The organism is Massilia eburnea, assembly GCF_009720745.1.
GTDB lineage: Bacteria > Pseudomonadota > Gammaproteobacteria > Burkholderiales > Burkholderiaceae_D > Rugamonas > Rugamonas eburnea.
The window spans coordinates 72397-88500 of sequence record NZ_WNKX01000007.1; the positions used below are offsets into that span (position 1 = coordinate 72397).

Sequence of the window (16104 nt, forward strand, 5' to 3'; positions counted from 1 at the left end):
ACCGCGAATTTCCCGGCTTTTCGCAAGCTAAGCGCTTGATTTTTTGGAGGCGAGGGCCGGAATCGAACCGGCGTAGATGGCTTTGCAGGCCGACGCACATCTTTAGAATCAGTTATTTACGGATTCGAAGCGGAACGTTGAACATGTTATCGTCAGAACGACCGAAGACGAAAACTGCAATTCATGTTCAACCAGGCCCCCATCACTTAAACGAACTTCGTGCATCAAGACATCGCCACATCCATTTAGGAGCGCCGGCGCGCCGTCCTTTGACTGCATTGAAAAACCGGTGACTCCAGAGTAATCGAACTGCAAGAGTTTATCGTGAAACGGCCCGAGAAACTCGAGCTCAAGCGCCAGCGACCTGAACTGTTTACGATCGCCAGTACCATTCTCTCGAAGAACGAGATGATTAAGCCAGGCGTCGTGCAGGCTCGACGGGTCAGACAAATCGTAATGGCAGAAATTGTAAGCAAACTCAAAAACGCCTTCGGGAAACTTCGTACGGTTTGACTCCAAGAAGCTGAAGTAATCCTCCATCAGCCAACCACGGTCTGGCGAGTAGGTTATATATCTCATATCTTTTTTTTTTGAAAAGACCTATGGGTCGTTTGCCAGCGGTGCCAGTGCCATAGGTCGGTAGGTCGGTGCCAGGTCTGTCATTCGGACAGCGACCTCAGCCCCTTAAGATAAATCATTCTGGCCCAGAGATGCTCTGCTTTCAAACCAATCTAAACCGTTTTGAGGAAAATCAAAGATGTGCGTTTTGTGTCCAAATGACAGACCTGGCACCGACTTTGGCCCCCAAATGAAAAATCCCCGCCGAGGCGAGGATTTTTCATCTTTTGGAGGCGAGGGCCGGAATCGAACCGGCGTAGACGGCTTTGCAGGCCGCTGCATAACCATTTTGCTACCCCGCCGAAGGGGTTTTCAGAGGCGCGGCAGATCGCGTTCTCTTGGAATTCTGGAGCGGGAAAAGAGTCTCGAACTCTCGACCTCAACCTTGGCAAGGTTGCGCTCTACCAACTGAGCTATTCCCGCGTTGGGTTTGAAATACTTGGAGCGGGAGAAGAGTCTCGAACTCTCGACCTCAACCTTGGCAAGGTTGCGCTCTACCAACTGAGCTACTCCCGCATGGAGTGAATTTCAAATTTTACTACTGTTGCTGCTCCAGTGAACTGGAGCGGGAGAAGAGTCTCGAACTCTCGACCTCAACCTTGGCAAGGTTGCGCTCTACCAACTGAGCTACTCCCGCATTTCAGAGGAACCGCATTATCGCAGAAACATTCTCATATTTCCAGTGCGACGTTACTGCTTCGTTGCCGATGACTTTGGAGCGGGAGAAGAGTCTCGAACTCTCGACCTCAACCTTGGCAAGGTTGCGCTCTACCAACTGAGCTACTCCCGCTTCGCATTCCTGCGCTGTCATCAACAGCAGGCCAGCATTATAGATGATCTGTTGACGCTGTCAAGGGGCAACATTGTTATTTAACTCAAGGTGCCCGCACGTTCCTTGATCATCGGCCATGCTTTCTTGAGGTAGTAGAACATGGACCACACCGTCAGGACACTGGCGATCCACAGCAGCATATGCCCTACCACCCGGGTATCGATCGCGCCGAACAGCACGTCCTGGTACAGGAGCAGCGGGATGGCCGTCATTTGCGCTGCCGTCTTGATCTTGCCGATCTGGTGCACCGCCACCGACTTGGAGGCGCCAATTTGCGCCATCCACTCGCGCAGGGCGGAGATAGTGATTTCGCGGCCGATGATGATCAGGGCCAGGATTGGGTGCCAGGGGTCGAGCCGCAGGTTCACGATCACCAGCAAGGCTGCGGCCACCATCAGCTTGTCCGCCACCGGGTCGAGGAAGGCGCCGAAGGCCGAGGTCTGGTTCCAGCGGCGGGCCAGGAAGCCGTCAAACCAGTCCGTTACAGCTGCCACGATGAAGATCAGGGTGGCGGCGAGATTGTGTTCGTGGACGGTGAGCCAGGTTTCGGGAAGGTAGAACACGCCCACGACCAGGGGAATCAGCGCTACGCGCAACCAGGTCAGCAGGATCGGGATGTTGAAAGGCATATGCGGTGTATAAGAATTGTAATGACGCGCCGCTAGTGTATAACGGCGGCGCTTGCAAAGCCAATTTGACTGCGAAAACCGGCAAACCTGGGTACCCCCCAAGGGTCGGACCCGCAACCCGCGGCCATCACGTACCGGTTCAGTGGAGCTGCCGGTAGATTTCTTCAGCCAAGGTGTCTGAGATGCCTTCGACGGACTTCAAGTCTTCGATACTGGCGTTCATCACGCCTTTCAGCCCCCCAAAGCGCGATAGCAGCTTTTGGCGGCGCTTGGCGCCAATCCCCTCGATTTCCTCCAGGCGCGAAGTCTGGCGGGCTTTGGCCCGCTTGGCGCGCATGCCTGTGATGGCGAAACGGTGCGCTTCGTCGCGAATCATGGCCACCAGCATCAGCGCCGCCGACTCCTTGCCCAGTTCCTGCGGCTCACGGCCATCGACGAAAACCAGCGTCTCCAGGCCGACACGCCTGCCCTCTCCTTTTGCCACGCCGACGATCAGGCTGATGTCCAGCCCCAGTTCGACGAACACCTGGCGCGCCATTTCGACCTGGCCTTTGCCGCCGTCGATCAGCACCACGTCCGGCATCACGCCATCGCCGCCAGCTACCTTCTCATAGCGGCGCGTCAGCACCTGGCGCATGGCGGCGTAATCGTCGCCCGGCGTAATGTCGTTGATGTTGTAGCGGCGGTACTCGCCGTTCTGCATCTGGTGATGATGGAACACCACGCAAGAAGCCTGTGTCGCCTCGCCCGCCGTGTGCGAAATGTCGAAGCACTCAACGCGCAAGGTGTCGAGGTCTTCGTTTTCCAGGCCCAGCACCTCCGCCAGCGCACGCGTCCGCGCTTGCTGAGAGCCCTGCTCGGACAGCAGCCGCGCCAGCGAAATCTCCGCGCCTTTCTGCGCCAGATCCTGCCATTGGCGGCGCTGCCCCTGCGGCTGGAAGACCAGGTGGATGCGGTGGCCGCACTGCTCCTGCAGCGCCAGGATCAGCTCCGGCTGGTCGAATTCGATATTCAGGATCAGGGTGCCCGGAATCGATTTTTCCGTGTAATGCTGGACCAGGAACGCCGCCAGCACTTCCTGCTCGATCGGACGCTCAGCCACCACTTCGGCATCCATCACGTGCGTCGGGAAGTAGGCCCGGTCGCCCAAGTGGCGGCCGCCGCGCACCATGGCCAGGTTGACGCAAGCGCGTCCGCCCTGCACTACCACGGCCAGGATATCGACATCCTGGTCGCCTGTGGTTTCCATCGACTGCTGGTGCAGCACTTTCGACAAGGACTGGATACGGTTGCGCACCACCGCTGCCTGCTCGAATTTGAGTTCGGTGGCGTAGGCGAGCATCTTCTGCTCCAGCTCCTCCATCACCTCCGTCTGGCGGCCGCGCAGGAACCGCGCAGCGTTGTTCACGTCATTGCGGTAGTCTTCAGGCACGATCAGGCCGACGCAAGGGCCGCTGCAACGGCCGATCTGGTGCAGCAGGCAGGGGCGCGTGCGGTTCATGTACACGCTGTCCTCGCATGTACGCAGCATGAAGACCTTTTGCAGGATCTGCATCGATTCCTTCACCGCCCACGAGGACGGGAATGGTCCGAAATACTGGTGCTTGCGGTCCACCGCCCCACGGTAGTACACCATGCGCGGGATCTCGTCGCCTGTGATCTTCAGGTAGGGATAGCTCTTGTCGTCGCGGAACAAGATGTTGTAGCGCGGTTGCAGGGCCTTGATCAGGTTGTTTTCCAGGATCAGTGCCTCGGCCTCGCTGCGCGTGACCGTGGTCTCCAGGCGCGCGATACGCTCGACCATCAGCGCGATGCGCGGGCTCGATAGATTCTTCTGGAAGTAGCTGGAAACGCGCTTTTTCAGGTCGCGCGCCTTGCCCACGTAAAGCACCTTGTCTTCGGCATCGAAGTAGCGGTACACGCCCGGCAGGTTTGGCAGCTTGGCAACGGTGGCCAGCACCTGTTCGCGTGGGTCTTGGGTCTCTTCAGTCATTCGATCGCTCGACGATCGCATAGGCGACCGCGTAATCCTCTTCATCGCTCACGGAGATATGGGCGACCAGCCCATTCTGCAACATGAATTCGCCCAGCGCACCGCTGCAGGCCATGTACGGCTTGCCCAAATCATCATTCAGCAGCTGCGCAGTGTGCCAGGTCATTGGCGGGCGCAAGCCCAGGCCGAGGGCCTTGGAAAAAGCTTCCTTGGCGGCGAAGCGGGTCGCGGCATAGCGCACGCCACGTAGCGGGCTGCGGGCGCAGCGCTCCTGGTAGACCAGGAATTCGTCGGGGCCGAGGATCTTGCGCGCAAAGCGCTCACCGCTGCGCTCAAGCGCGGCGGCGATGCGGGGCACCTTGCTGACGTCCGTCCCGATCCCGTAGATCATTTCGCGCCCAGGCGGGTCGACACCATGATCGCCTTCATCTCACGCACGGCGTTTTCCCAGCCGGCGAAAATCGAATGCGCGACGATGGCATGGCCGATATTCAGTTCCGCGATCTCCGGAATGGCGGCAATCGCCTGCACATTGGTGTAATGCAGGCCATGGCCGGCGTTGACCTTCAGGCCATTCTGCACGCCCCAGCGCACGCCATCCTTCACGCGGGCCAGTTCGCGCGCCTGCGCCTCGCCTTCGGCATCGGCATAAGCGCCGGTGTGCAGTTCAATGACCGGCGCGCCAACGGCAGCGGCGGCCTTGATCTGCTCCTCATCGGCATCGATGAACAGGGAAACACGGATGCCCTCGCCTTGCAGCTGCTTTACCGCCGCTTCCACTTCCTTGTAGAAGCGGACCACATCCAGGCCGCCCTCGGTGGTGACTTCGGTGCGCTTTTCCGGCACCAGGCAAACGTCGGCCGGCTTGATGCGGCAGGCGAAATCGATCATCTCCTGGGTCACGGCTGCTTCCAGGTTCATACGGGTGACCAGCTGCGGCGCCAGCGCAATCACGTCGGCATCCTTGATGTGGCGGCGGTCTTCGCGCAGGTGCAGGGTAATGCAGTCGGCGCCTGCCTGTTCGGCCAGCAGCGCAGCGCGGATCGGGTCCGGGTACACGGTGCCGCGCGCATTGCGCAGCGTGGCGACGTGGTCGATGTTCACGCCAAGGTCGATGATGGTGCCGGAGGGAGACAGGAAGCTCATATTCTTTTCTTAAAGTTGCAGCAAATCGATCAATATCTGGCGCGTGTTCAATGGCGCGCCGCCAAGATGCCAGGACAGCAGGTAGCGCATCAGCTGCTTGCTTTGCGCCTGCGTCGCCGGGTCCGTGTAATCCTCGCGCTCCATGTCCAGCAAGGTCTTGCCGGCGACACGCGGAGCGCTATCGTCAGGGCGCTCGGGACGCGGGCCGCGCTCAGGGTCCACCACATAATGTACATCGGGCTGGACTTTTGTGCGCGTGACCGTGCAGCGCGTCAGGTCCGCCGCCACGCCGGTCTGCTTCAACAGCGCCATCTCGAACTTGCGCAGCACGATGGGCGCAGGTTCGTTGTGGGCCAGCTGGTTCAGGGTGGAGACGTAATGGTCGAACAGCTTGGCGTGCGCATCGTCGCGCGCAGTCAGCTTGACCAGCAGTTCGTTCAGATAGAAGCCGCACAACAGCGCGGTCTTTTCGAGGGGCAGCATGCCGCCGACCCAATCGGCATCGGTCAGCGTACGCAGCTCATTTTTGCCGGTCCAGCCGGTCGTCAGCGGCTGGAAGGTTTGCAGCACGCCGCGCAGCTGCGAATGCGGACGCTTGGCGCCCTTCGCAATCAAGGCCACCCGCCCAAAGTCGCGCGTGAACAGCTCGACGATGAGCGAGGTTTCCTTGTAAGGATAGGAATGCAGCACAAAGGCCGGCTGCCCGGTCACACGCGTCCCTACGGTACGCTGCTGCCCCGGCGCCCTGCGCTTCTGCCCCGGCGGCGCTGGTACGGCCGTGCTCGTGTCCCCCTTGGGGTCAGACCCCATTTGAGACACGTGCTCAGCTGTCAAGACAGGCATTATTCGTAGCCGTATGCGCGCAGGCCAGCTTCGTTGTCGGCCCAGCCGGATTTCACTTTCACCCAGATCTCGAGATAGACCGGGCCACCGAACAGTTTTTCCATGTCCAGGCGGGCCTGGGTGCTGACCTCTTTCAGACGAGCGCCCTTGTTACCGATGATCATGGACTTGTGGCTGTCGCGCTCCACCAGGATCGCGGCGAAGATGCGGCGCAGGTTGCCTTCCTGTTCAAATTTCTCGATCAGCACCGTGCTGGTGTACGGCAGTTCGTCGCCGACAAAACGGAACAGCTTTTCGCGCACGATTTCCGACGCCAGGAATTTCTCGCTGCGGTCGGTGATGTCGTCCTCGCCGAAAATCGGTTCGTTCTCAGGCAGGTACTTCTTGATCTCGTTCTGCAGTCCGTCCAGCTGGAAGCGCAGCTTGGCGCTCACCGGCACAATCGCGGTGAACTGGAATTTCTCGGCGATCTGCTGCGCGAACGGCATCAGCACGGCCTTGTCCTTCACGCGGTCGGACTTGTTGATCACCAGGATGACCGGCACATTCTTCGGCAGCAGGTCCATCACCTGCTGGTCGGCCTGGCCGAAAGTGCCCGCTTCCACGATGTACAGGATCAGGTCCGACGACTCCAGCGTGTTGGTGACGGTCTTGTTCAGCGTCTTGTTCAGCGCATTCGAGTGGCGCGTCTGGAAGCCCGGTGTATCGACGTAGATGAACTGCGCATCGCTTACGGTCTGGATGCCGGTGATGCGGTGGCGTGTCGTCTGCGCCTTGCGCGAGGTGATGCTCACCTTGGCGCCGATCAGGGTATTCATCAGGGTCGACTTGCCCACGTTGGGGCGGCCGACAATGGCAATGTAACCGCAGCGGAAGCCGGCGGGAGTAGGTGCGGTAGTCATGGTCAAACTCAATTCGGTTATTGTTTGGCGAGCTTTTTGTCGCCAGCTTCGTCGCCCTGCACCGTCGCGATGCCGGCCAGCTTGAGCTGGGGCGAACGCTGGCGCGGCTTGCGCCCGGCCGATGGCGCCTTCTTCAGCGCTTCTTCGGCCACTTCCAGCGCCAGCTTGGCGGCGGCCTGCTCGCCGGCGCGGCGGCTGCCGCCACGCCCGAACACCTGGATGCCCAGCTTTGGCACCAGGCACTCGATCTCGAATTCCTGGCTGTGCGCAGCGCCATGGGTGGCCACCACGTTATACAGCGGCAGCGAGATCTTCTTCGATTGCAGGAATTCCTGCAGCAGGGTCTTGGCGTCCTTGCCAAGCGTCTGCGGATCGACCGTATCGAGGATCGGGATGTAGAAGGCCCGGATCACGCCCGCCGCCTGGTCGAAACCGCCGTCCAGGTAAATCGCACCCAGCAGCGCTTCCAGCGTGTCGGCCAGGATCGACGGGCGGCGGAAACCGCCCGACTTCAATTCACCCTCGCCCAGGCGCAGGAACTGCGACAGTTCCAGCTTCTGCGCGATCTCGAACAGCGATTGCTGCTTGACCAGGTTGGCGCGCACGCGCGACAGGTCGCCCTCGTCAAGGGAGTTGAAACGTTCGTACAGGATGGAGGCGACCACGCAGTTAAGGATCGAATCGCCAAGGAATTCCAGCCGCTCGTTATGCAAACTGCTGTGGCTACGGTGCGTCAAGGCCTGCTGGAGCAATCCAGCATCCTGGAACGTGTAGCCCAACCTGGTTTGCAATAACTGTAATTTCATCACTTATTCTGCAACCTTTTTCTTTGCGCCTTCTTTGGCCGTCGTGCCCTTGTATTCCATCAGCAGGCTGGCTGGACCGGCCAGGGGAATCTTCTTCTCGTACTCGAAGCTGATTTCGAACTGGCCGTTTTCGCGCACGATGAGCAGGTCGCGGCCCTGGATCGCCGTGATGTAGCCCACTTCAGCGCTCTTGTTGAACGAATCCTGGATCTCCTTGATGTTCTCGCCGCCGTCCTTCTTGGCACGCTCAATCGCGCCCAGGATGGCGCGGTATTCAATGTAAGTAGGAACCACCTGCATGGCCAGCAGGCCAATCCCGCCCAGAATGGCAAGGACAAAAATCAGGCCAATCAGGCTGATACCGCGTTCACGCTGCATGCGCATAAGATCTGTTCTCCTGTGTGCTTAGCGGATGCCGCCAAGACGATCAAAATTGAAATTACCGAGGTTCATCCAGACAAAGAAAGCCTTGCCAACGATATTCTTGTCCGGAACAAAACCCCAGATACGGCTGTCGGCACTATTGTCCCGATTGTCACCCATCATAAAGTAATTTCCTTCAGGAACTACACACGAAAAACCTTCATAGTTGTAAGTGCATGCCTCGCGGCCCGGGAAATCGTCCGCCTGCAAGGACATCGGCATCTTTTCATTGTTCAGGATGCGGTGCTGCACGGGGCCCAGCTGCTCGGTGAACTGTTTCTGGTAAGAAAGAGTACCCTCTTCCAGGTAGTCTTCCATCGGAGCGTAAGCCAGCGGCTGTCCGTTGATCGTTAAGCGCTTGTTTTGATAAACAATTTTATCACCCGGCACGCCAATGACCCGCTTGATGTAATCCTGGGTCATGTCCTTCGGATACTTGAACACCATCACGTCGCCGCGCTGCGGGTCGTTGATCTGCACCACCTTCTTGTTGAGGATGGGCAGGCGAATGCCGTAGGTGTATTTGTTCACCAGGATCAGGTCGCCCACCAGCAGGGTCGGCACCATCGACGACGACGGGATCTTGAACGGCTCCCACAGGAAGGAGCGCAGGAAGAACACCAGCGCAATCACCGGGAAGAAGCTGCCCGAATATTCGATCCAGGTCGGCTGGCGCAGGATGTCCGCTTCCAGCTTGGAGCGGGCGTTGCCCTGCTCGTCCATGCGGATGCCGTTGGCGGCCGAACGCGCCATGCGCTCGTCGTATTCGACCAGGGCCTTGTCGGCGGCAGCGCGGCGCTGCTTGGAGAACACCACCAGGTCGAGAACCCAGATCACCCCCGTCACTACCATCAGGACGAACAGGATTAATGCGAAATTGCCCAGGATGGATTGCAGTGTCATTTCTCTTCCACTTGAAGGATTGCCAGGAATGCCTCTTGCGGGATCTCGACGGAGCCCACTTGTTTCATGCGCTTCTTACCTGCTTTCTGCTTTTCGAGCAGTTTCTTCTTACGGGTGATGTCGCCGCCGTAGCACTTGGCCAGCACGTTCTTGCGCATCGCCTTCACGTTTTCACGCGAAATGATGTTGGAGCCGATCGCTGCCTGGATTGCCACGTCGAACATCTGGCGCGGGATCAGTTCGCGCATCTTGGCCGCCACGGCGCGGCCGCGGTATGGCGCATTGGCGCGGTGCACGATGATGGCCAGCGCATCGACCTTTTCGCTGTTGATCAGCATGTCGACCTTGACCACGTCGGCCGCACGGTATTCCTTGAACTCGTAGTCCATCGACGCGTAGCCGCGCGAGGTGGATTTGAGCTTATCGAAGAAGTCGAGCACGATTTCGGCCATCGGCATCTCGTACACCAGCTTGACCTGGCGGCCGTGGTAGCTCATGTCCATCTGGATGCCGCGCTTGGCGATACACAGGGTGATCACGGAACCGACATACTCCTGCGGCATGTACAGGTTCACCGTCACGATCGGCTCGCGCACCTCGTTGATGTGGCTCGGATCCGGCATGCGCGACGGGTTGTCGACGTTGATCACGGTACCGTCGCGGCGCTCCACCTCATACACCACGGTCGGCGCGGTGGTGATCAGGTCCTGGTCGAATTCGCGCTCCAGGCGCTCCTGCACGATTTCCATGTGCAGCAGGCCAAGGAAGCCGCAGCGGAAGCCGAAGCCCAGCGCTTGCGATACTTCAGGTTCGAATTGCAGTGCGGCGTCGTTCAGCTTCAGCTTTTCCAGCGAGTCGCGCAGCGCATCGTACTGGTTGGCTTCCACCGGGAACAGGCCGGCAAACACCTGCGGCTGCACTTCCTTGAAGCCTGGCAGCGGGGCCGGGGCCGGCTTGGCCACGGTGGTGATGGTGTCGCCGACGCGGGCAGCTTTCAGTTCCTTGATGCCGGCGATGACGAAGCCTACCTGGCCTGCGGTCAGCTGCGGCAGCGAGACCGAGCGCGGCGAGAAGATACCGATGTCTTCCACCAGTTGCACCGAGTCGGTCGCCATCAGGCGGATCTTTTCTTTTGGACGCAGCGTACCGTTGACCACGCGCACCAGCATCACCACGCCCACATAGGCGTCGTACCAGGAGTCGATAATCAGGGCCTGCAGCGGCGCTTCGGCATCGCCCTTTGGCGGCGGAACCTTGGCGATGATGGATTCCAGCACATCTTCCACGCCCAGGCCGGTCTTGGCCGAGCACTGCACGGCGTCGCCCGCCTCGATGCCGATCACGTCTTCGATTTCGGCGATGGCGGTTGGCGGGTCGGCGTTCGGCAAGTCGATCTTGTTCAGCACCGGCACCACTTCCACGCCCAGGTCGAGCGCGGTGTAGCAGTTGGCCACAGTCTGCGCTTCCACCCCCTGCGAAGCGTCGACCACCAGCAGCGCGCCTTCGCAGGCGGACAGCGAACGGCTCACTTCATAGGAGAAGTCGACGTGGCCTGGGGTGTCGATCAGGTTCAGGTTGTAGATCTCGCCGTTGCGCGCCTTGTACTTCAGGGCTGCGGTCTGGGCTTTGATGGTGATGCCGCGTTCACGTTCCAGGTCCATGGAGTCCAGGACCTGCGCTTCCATCTCGCGGTCGGACAGGCCGCCGCACAGCTGGATGATGCGATCCGCCAGCGTGGACTTGCCGTGGTCAATGTGGGCGATGATGGAAAAATTGCGAATGTTGTTCATTAAAAATCGAAGCGAGCTATAACAAAAAGGCGCTCATGCGCCTTTTTATGGAATTCGTTGCAAGGGTAACCCCCGGCATTTTACCGGATTTCAGAGGGGAAAGCCGGATTTCTAGAGGAGAGACTGTGAAATACTGCTATTTAGGCAATCATTTCGACAACACGGCACGCACTTTGGCTTCGTCCAGGAAGTAATGGCACAGCTCGGGCTCGCCCAGGTCGGCAAACAGCACCGGCACCAGCTCATCGAAACGCGCCACCAGGGCCTCGTCAGCATCGACATCAATTACTTCAACTGTAAAAGGCTTTTCCGCAGTTTGCAGGGCGTTCAGGGCTGCCAGCATGTCTTCGCACAGGTGGCAGTAGGAGCGGGAGTACAGAGTGAAGTGCATTCAGGGCTTGCGTTGCTGCGCCCCCTCGGGCGCGGGCTGCCATTGTAGCGCGCCAGGCGGGATGTTGATAATGATGGCTGGCGGCTGGGCCGGCGCTACCGGCCAGCGCTTGGCTCCTGCTTCGCCAATCGCCCCTGCGGCGGCGGCGCGTAGTTCCACTTTTGTCACCCTTGTGCGGATAGATTCATCTTCGGCGCGCACGTCATAGTTGTCAAACTCATGCATGGTTATGTTGGCTCCCGAGTGACCGATAGCCAAATGTAACGCCGCCGCGCACTTGCCGCCTCGAGGTGCGGCAAACACGCGGCGGCGCGCCGAGTGGCGAACTTACTTGGCGGGCGCGACCGGACGCAGCGAGAAGTGCTGCGCCTGGTTGCCGCGGCGGACCAGCACGGCCGCCGCCTTCTTCGGATCCAGCTTGGCCACGGCAGCATTGAACTGCTTGGCGTCCACGATATCCTGGTTATTCAGCATCAGCAGGATGTCGCCCTGGCGCAGGCCGGCAGCTTCGGCCGGTCCGTCGGTGTCTTCCACGATCACGCCGCCGGTCACGCCCAGCTCACGCTTTTGCGCCGGCGTCAGGTCGCTGACCACAAAGCCCAAGGCATTGGCGGCGGAAGCGGGCTCCTCACTCTTCTTCTCGCCCTTCTTGCCGCCGGACTTGCCGGCAACCTTGTTGTCCGGATCTGCCTCGCCGACGGTCACGTGCAGCTCCGTCGGCGCACCCTTGCGCCAGACGGTCAGGGTCGACTTGGTACCCGGCGCCGTGCCAAGCACCATACGGGTCAAGTCGGCAAAGCGGTCGATATCCTTGCCGTTGTACTTGATGACGACGTCGCCAACGCGCACCCCAGCCTTGTCCGCCGGGCTGCCCGATTCAACCTGGGTCACTTCCGCACCCTTGTTGTTCTTCAGGCCCAGCGACTCGGCGACATCCTTGTTCAGTTCGCCGATCTGCACGCCCAGGCGGCCACGGGTCACCCTGCCGGATTTCTTCAGCTGGTCGGCCACGCGCATCGCTTCGTCGATCGGAATCGCGAACGAGATGCCGTTATAGCCGCCCGACAGCGTGGCGATCTGCGAATTGATGCCGATCACTTCACCCTTCATATTGATCAAGGGGCCGCCCGAATTGCCAGGGTTGACCGCCACATCGCTCTGGATCAGGGGCAGCAAATCGCCGGTATCGCGCGCCTTGGCCGAGATAATGCCGGAGGTCACGGTATTTTCGAGGTTGAATGGCGAACCGATGGCAATTACCCATTCGCCCACGCGCGCCTTGTTCGGGTCGCCCATGGTCAGGTAAGGCAGTTTGCCGCCGCTATCGATCTTCAGCACGGCCACGTCGGCGCGCGCGTCGGCGCCCAGCACCTTGGCCTTGAATTCGCGCTTGTCGGTCAGGGTCACGTAGACCTCGTCGGCGCCGTCGACAACGTGGGCATTGGTCAGCACATAGCCATCGGCCGACACCACAAAGCCAGAGCCGATGCCGCGCTGGATCTCCTGTCCCGGCACCGGCAGGTTGCGCCGGCGCGGCGACTGGCCGCGCGGCATTTGGCCACCAAAGAAGCGGCGCAGGAATTCCTGCATTTCATCGGCCTGGCCGGCCGCATCGACATCGCGCTGGGTAATGCGTTCGGTCGTCCGGATATTCACGACGGCCGGGCCGACCCGTTCTACCAGGTCGGCAAAGTCTGGCAAGCCGGCGACTGCCGGTGCTGCTGCAAAGGCGGGAGCGAATCCGGCGACAGCCGGCAGCCCGAGGGTAGCTGCACTGAGCACCAGCGCAGAGATCATGGTTTTTTTCATGGTTGCGTTTGATGAAAGTCAATGAAGTACGAGCAATATAAATCAGCTTCGTGTTAAACGGGAGCCGGATATTGTGACGATATGTTGCGGGCACCCCCGCCACGTTTCAAGAGGCAGCTTCCGCCGCCTCGGCGCCCAGCCCCGGCGCGCCCGGCCCCGCCGCCGCGCCGCCTTCGGCCGCCTGCGCTCCCGCCGTCGCGGCCGCCGGCCCTTGACTGGCGGGCAGGCCATCGCGTTCCAAGGCGTCGAGCGCTGCCGACAGCCGCGACTGGAAGCCGGGGCTGAGCTCGGCCCCGGCCACGCTCTGGCGTAAGCTTTCCGCGATCACGGCATTGACCTGGGCACGCACCGGCTCCTCATCCTCATCTGGCAGCAGAATCATTGCTTCTCCTCACCAACGCTTATCGACAGGCAAATCCAGCAAAGGCCGCAAGCGCCGCGCAATGGCTTCCCGCGCACGAAAAATCCGGCTGCGCACGGTTCCCAGCGGACACTCCATGATTTGCGCAATTTCCTCATAACTCAAGCCCTCAATTTCGCGCAGCGCGATGACGGTGCGCAATTCCAGCGGCAACGCCTCCAACGCAGCGTCGATGGTCTGCATCACCTGCTTACTCAGCAACATCGACTCCGGCGTACCGATCTCCGGCACCGGCGCCGGCAACTGCGAGGGCACCAAGCCATGCGGTGCGGCACGCTGCCGCCGCCTCAGGATCGTACTGCGCGCGCCATTCAGGGCAATCCGGTACAGCCAGGTATAAAACGCCGCATCGCCCCGAAAGCGCGGCAAGGCGCGGTAAGCCCTGAGGAAAGTCTCCTGCACCACATCTTCCGCCTCGGCCTGGTCACGCAGCAGCCGCAGCACCAGGCGCAGCAGGCGCCGCTGGTAACGCGCGACCAGCAGGTCGAACGCCGCCCTCTCCCCCGCCCGGGCCCGCTCCACCAGCTCACGATCTGGGTCTACCTTCATCAGATCCGCCCCGCGAAGATTGGTTCATATTTTTTGCAGCTGCGCCCGCACCGCGGCCTGCAGGCGCCGCCAGTCGCCGGCCGCCACGCAATCGGGCAGCAGGGCCAGCCACACACGCCGGCCATCCTCCAGTTCCGCGTGCAGCAGCATGGCGCCAGGCCAGACCGTGCAGCCGTCCAGCCAGCGGGCCCGGCACTGATTCCGGTATACCGTCAGCCGGATTTCTCCGACACCGGAAATATCAATATGGCTGCAATTGGCGTCGCGGCGCAGGGCTGCCAGCGCCGCGGCCGCCAGCAAGGGCTGGCCGCTCCAGGCGCCCACGGCCAAAATGGACGCAACAATCCCTGCCCGCAAAGCGCGCAGGCACGGCGACGGACGAACAGCGACAGATGCCGCGATCGACATAGGGAAAGTGAGTTGGGGGGGTACAGCAGAAGCGCTCGCCCCGGCACTAAGACCAGGGCGAGGCTTGGAAGTTCCGTTTAGACTTTACCGAACAGCAGGCTGCCGTTGGTACCGCCGAAGCCGAAGGAGTTCTTCAGCGCATAGTTGATCGTGGCATTACGCGCGGTGTTGGCGCAGAAGTCCAGATCGCAAGCCGGATCCTGGTTGAACAGGTTGATGGTCGGTGGGATCACCTGGTTGTGGATCGCCAGTACGGTGAACACAGACTCCAGGCCGCCAGCGCCGCCCAACAGGTGGCCGGTGGCCGACTTGGTGGAGCTGACAACCAGCTTCTTGGCGTGCTCGCCGAAGGTGCGCTTCACACCCTGCACTTCGGCCACGTCGCCCAGTGGGGTCGAGGTGCCGTGTGCATTCACGTAGTTCACCTGGTCAGGGTTGATGCCAGCGTTCTTCAGGGCGTTTTGCGATGCCTTGCTGCCGCCAGCGCCATCTTCCAGAGGCGAGGTCATGTGATATGCATCGGCGCTCATGCCAAAGCCCAGCAATTCTGCATAGATCTTGGCGCCGCGCGCTTTCGCGTGTTCGTACTCTTCCAGAACCATGACGCCTGCCCCTTCGCCCAGCACGAAACCGTCGCGGTCCGTATCCCATGGACGGGAGGCGGTAGCTGGGTCATCGTTGCGCGAGGACAGTGCGCGAGCCGAAGCGAAACCGCCCAGGCCCAGAGGCGACACGGTCGATTCCGCGCCGCCGGCGATCATGACATCCGCATCGCCGTATTCAATCAGGCGAGCAGCCGCGCCAATCGAGTGCAGGCCGGTGGTGCAAGCCGTCACGATGGACAGGTTTGGACCGCGCATGCCGTACTTGATCGACAGGTTGCCGGAAATCATATTGATGATCGAGGCCGGTACGAAGAACGGGGAGATACGGCGCGGACCGCGCTTGTCGTAGTCTTCCTTCTGTGCTTCGATCATCGGCAAGCCGCCGATACCCGAACCAATGATCACGCCGATGCGATCGGCATTTTCTTCGGTCACGGTAATGCCGGAATCCTGGATTGCCTGGATGCCAGCTGCCATGCCGAAATGGATGAATTTATCCATGTGACGCGCTTCTTTGGCGTCGAGGTAATCCTCGACGTTGAAGCCCTTCACTTCACCCGCGAAACGGGTGGAGAAGGCCGACGCGTCAAAACTAGTAATGTTTGCGATCCCGGACTTGCTCTCGGTGATTGCTTTCCACGCGTCGGCAACGCTGTTGCCGACTGGGGAAATTACACCGAGGCCGGTGACCACTACACGACGGTTTTTAGAACTCAAGCGAGTCTCCCGGAGTGGATCGGAGAGTCAGCGGGCTGATTAGGCCTTGACGTGTGCAGTTGCGTAGTCGATCGCTTGCTGCACGGTGGTGATCTTTTCAGCTTGTTCGTCTGGGATTTCCATTTCGAACTCGTCTTCCAGTGCCATTACCAGCTCAACGGTGTCGAGGGAATCGGCGCCCAGGTCGTCAACGAAGGACGATTCGGTCTTGATGTCTGCTTCAGCGACGCCCAGTTGTTCAGCGACGATTTTCTTAACGCGTTGTTCGATATCCGACATGTTATGGCTCCAATATGTTGTTACGGAAAGCGCGCATTTT

The 16104-nt window shown here is 60.4% G+C and carries 19 protein-coding genes and 5 tRNA genes; all 24 read right to left on the reverse strand.

All coding sequences use genetic code 11. From position 1 onward, the window contains the following. Nucleotides 1–108: 108 nt before the first annotated feature. Nucleotides 109–540 (reverse strand): hypothetical protein, encoded by a 432-nt coding sequence (locus tag GM658_RS11130; protein ID WP_155454121.1) that lies wholly within the window; start codon nucleotides 538–540, stop codon nucleotides 109–111. Nucleotides 541–846: 306 nt separating this feature from the next. After that, nucleotides 847–920 (reverse strand) — tRNA-Cys (locus GM658_RS11135). Nucleotides 921–965: 45 nt separating this feature from the next. Beyond that, nucleotides 966–1041: transfer RNA gene (locus GM658_RS11140), tRNA-Gly, on the reverse strand. A 17-nt stretch (nucleotides 1042–1058) separates the two neighbouring features. Further along, a tRNA-Gly gene (locus tag GM658_RS11145) sits at nucleotides 1059–1134 on the reverse strand. A 45-nt stretch (nucleotides 1135–1179) separates the two neighbouring features. Then, nucleotides 1180–1255, reverse strand: a tRNA-Gly gene (locus tag GM658_RS11150). A 77-nt stretch (nucleotides 1256–1332) separates the two neighbouring features. Next, nucleotides 1333–1408: transfer RNA gene (locus tag GM658_RS11155), tRNA-Gly, on the reverse strand. An 80-nt stretch (nucleotides 1409–1488) separates the two neighbouring features. Continuing rightward, nucleotides 1489–2079 carry a CDP-diacylglycerol--glycerol-3-phosphate 3-phosphatidyltransferase gene (gene pgsA, locus GM658_RS11160; protein ID WP_155454122.1) on the reverse strand — a complete coding sequence of 197 codons (591 nt, stop codon included), beginning with the start codon at nucleotides 2077–2079 and terminating at the stop codon, nucleotides 1489–1491. A gap of 139 nt (nucleotides 2080–2218) precedes the next feature. After that, the gene (uvrC, locus tag GM658_RS11165) at nucleotides 2219–4072 is read right to left on the reverse strand and encodes an excinuclease ABC subunit UvrC (protein WP_155454123.1); all 1854 of its coding nucleotides are present in this window, start codon (nucleotides 4070–4072) and stop codon (nucleotides 2219–2221) included. Beyond that, the gene (acpS, locus tag GM658_RS11170; protein WP_155454124.1) at nucleotides 4065–4463 is read right to left on the reverse strand and encodes a holo-ACP synthase; all 399 of its coding nucleotides are present in this window, start codon (nucleotides 4461–4463) and stop codon (nucleotides 4065–4067) included. The genes uvrC and acpS overlap by 8 nt, the downstream gene beginning before the upstream one ends. Beyond that, nucleotides 4460–5218, reverse strand: a complete 759-nt coding sequence (gene pdxJ / locus GM658_RS11175) for a pyridoxine 5'-phosphate synthase (RefSeq protein WP_155454125.1) — start codon at nucleotides 5216–5218, stop codon at nucleotides 4460–4462. Before pdxJ ends, acpS begins: the two co-directional genes overlap by 4 nt. A gap of 9 nt (nucleotides 5219–5227) precedes the next feature. Beyond that, nucleotides 5228–6028, reverse strand: a complete 801-nt coding sequence (gene recO / locus GM658_RS11180) for a DNA repair protein RecO (protein ID WP_229416865.1) — start codon at nucleotides 6026–6028, stop codon at nucleotides 5228–5230. Nucleotides 6029–6060: 32 nt separating this feature from the next. Further along, nucleotides 6061–6963 carry a GTPase Era gene (gene era, locus GM658_RS11185; RefSeq protein WP_155454127.1) on the reverse strand — a complete coding sequence of 301 codons (903 nt, stop codon included), beginning with the start codon at nucleotides 6961–6963 and terminating at the stop codon, nucleotides 6061–6063. Nucleotides 6964–6980: 17 nt separating this feature from the next. Next, entirely contained in the window at nucleotides 6981–7769 is a 789-nt protein-coding gene (gene rnc / locus GM658_RS11190; RefSeq protein ID WP_155454128.1) for a ribonuclease III, read from the reverse strand. A gap of 3 nt (nucleotides 7770–7772) precedes the next feature. Further along, entirely contained in the window at nucleotides 7773–8153 is a 381-nt protein-coding gene (locus GM658_RS11195) for a DUF4845 domain-containing protein (RefSeq protein ID WP_155454129.1), read from the reverse strand. A 21-nt stretch (nucleotides 8154–8174) separates the two neighbouring features. After that, nucleotides 8175–9095 (reverse strand): signal peptidase I, encoded by a 921-nt coding sequence (lepB, locus tag GM658_RS11200; RefSeq protein WP_155454130.1) that lies wholly within the window; start codon nucleotides 9093–9095, stop codon nucleotides 8175–8177. Beyond that, the gene (gene lepA / locus GM658_RS11205; protein ID WP_155454131.1) at nucleotides 9092–10885 is read right to left on the reverse strand and encodes a translation elongation factor 4; all 1794 of its coding nucleotides are present in this window, start codon (nucleotides 10883–10885) and stop codon (nucleotides 9092–9094) included. The genes lepB and lepA overlap by 4 nt, the downstream gene beginning before the upstream one ends. Before the next feature lie 148 nt (nucleotides 10886–11033). Next, complete coding sequence (locus tag GM658_RS11210; RefSeq protein ID WP_155454132.1) at nucleotides 11034–11276, reverse strand: glutaredoxin family protein; 243 nt, start codon at nucleotides 11274–11276, stop codon at nucleotides 11034–11036. Then, a complete protein-coding gene (locus GM658_RS11215; protein WP_155454133.1) occupies nucleotides 11277–11501 on the reverse strand; it encodes a hypothetical protein in 225 nt (74 codons plus the stop codon). Nucleotides 11502–11603: 102 nt separating this feature from the next. Then, nucleotides 11604–13085, reverse strand: coding sequence for a DegQ family serine endoprotease (locus GM658_RS11220; protein ID WP_155454134.1), 1482 nt, complete (start codon nucleotides 13083–13085; stop codon nucleotides 11604–11606). 106 nt (nucleotides 13086–13191) lie between these two features. Continuing rightward, nucleotides 13192–13467: a hypothetical protein gene (locus GM658_RS11225; protein WP_155454135.1), complete on the reverse strand. Its 276-nt coding sequence runs from the start codon at nucleotides 13465–13467 to the stop codon at nucleotides 13192–13194. Between the two features lie 9 nt (nucleotides 13468–13476). Further along, entirely contained in the window at nucleotides 13477–14055 is a 579-nt protein-coding gene (locus GM658_RS11230; RefSeq protein ID WP_155454136.1) for a sigma-70 family RNA polymerase sigma factor, read from the reverse strand. 24 nt (nucleotides 14056–14079) lie between these two features. Continuing rightward, nucleotides 14080–14463, reverse strand: a complete 384-nt coding sequence (locus tag GM658_RS11235; protein ID WP_308612967.1) for a protein YgfX — start codon at nucleotides 14461–14463, stop codon at nucleotides 14080–14082. 77 nt (nucleotides 14464–14540) lie between these two features. Further along, nucleotides 14541–15785, reverse strand: a complete 1245-nt coding sequence (fabF, locus tag GM658_RS11240; protein ID WP_155454138.1) for a beta-ketoacyl-ACP synthase II — start codon at nucleotides 15783–15785, stop codon at nucleotides 14541–14543. A gap of 39 nt (nucleotides 15786–15824) precedes the next feature. After that, a complete protein-coding gene (gene acpP, locus GM658_RS11245) occupies nucleotides 15825–16064 on the reverse strand; it encodes an acyl carrier protein (protein WP_055936274.1) in 240 nt (79 codons plus the stop codon). Nucleotides 16065–16104: the final 40 nt, after the last annotated feature.